This is a genomic window from Streptomyces cahuitamycinicus (genome assembly GCF_002891435.1).
Lineage (GTDB): Bacteria > Actinomycetota > Actinomycetes > Streptomycetales > Streptomycetaceae > Streptomyces > Streptomyces cahuitamycinicus.
Map to the genome: position 1 here is coordinate 1 of NZ_POUC01000999.1, position 408 is coordinate 408.

The 408-nt window shown below is 67.9% G+C and carries 1 protein-coding gene; it reads left to right on the forward strand.

Annotation, left to right across the window (positions count from 1 at the left end):
- A partial coding sequence (locus tag C1J00_RS48770; protein ID WP_219728430.1) for a PDC sensor domain-containing protein occupies nucleotides 1-408 on the forward strand: 408 nt, incomplete at both ends.

Here is a 408-nt window from a genome sequence, read left to right on the forward strand (position 1 = left end):
CGCCACTGGTGCACTCCTGCGGCGGCCTTCTCTGCTGATCATCGGCGCGTCGGCGCTGTCGCTGGTGCTGGCCGCGCTGACCGCGCTCTCGCTCTGGGAAATGCGCTCGGACGCACTGGCCCGCGCGCGCGATGCCGCCGACAACCTCGCGCTGATCCTGCAGCGCGACATCGCCCGGAACATCGAGGTGTACGACCTCTCGCTGCAGGCCGTGATCGACGGCGTACGCGACCCCGCCATGCTGGCGCTGCCGCCCAACGTTCGCCAGCTCGTGCTGTTCGACCGTTCGACCAATGCGCAGGACCTGGGCTCGCTGCTGGTGACCGACAAGGCCGGCGACGTGGTCATCGATTCGCACTCGGTGCCGCCCCGGCACATTTACCTCGGTGACCGCGATTATTTCCTAGT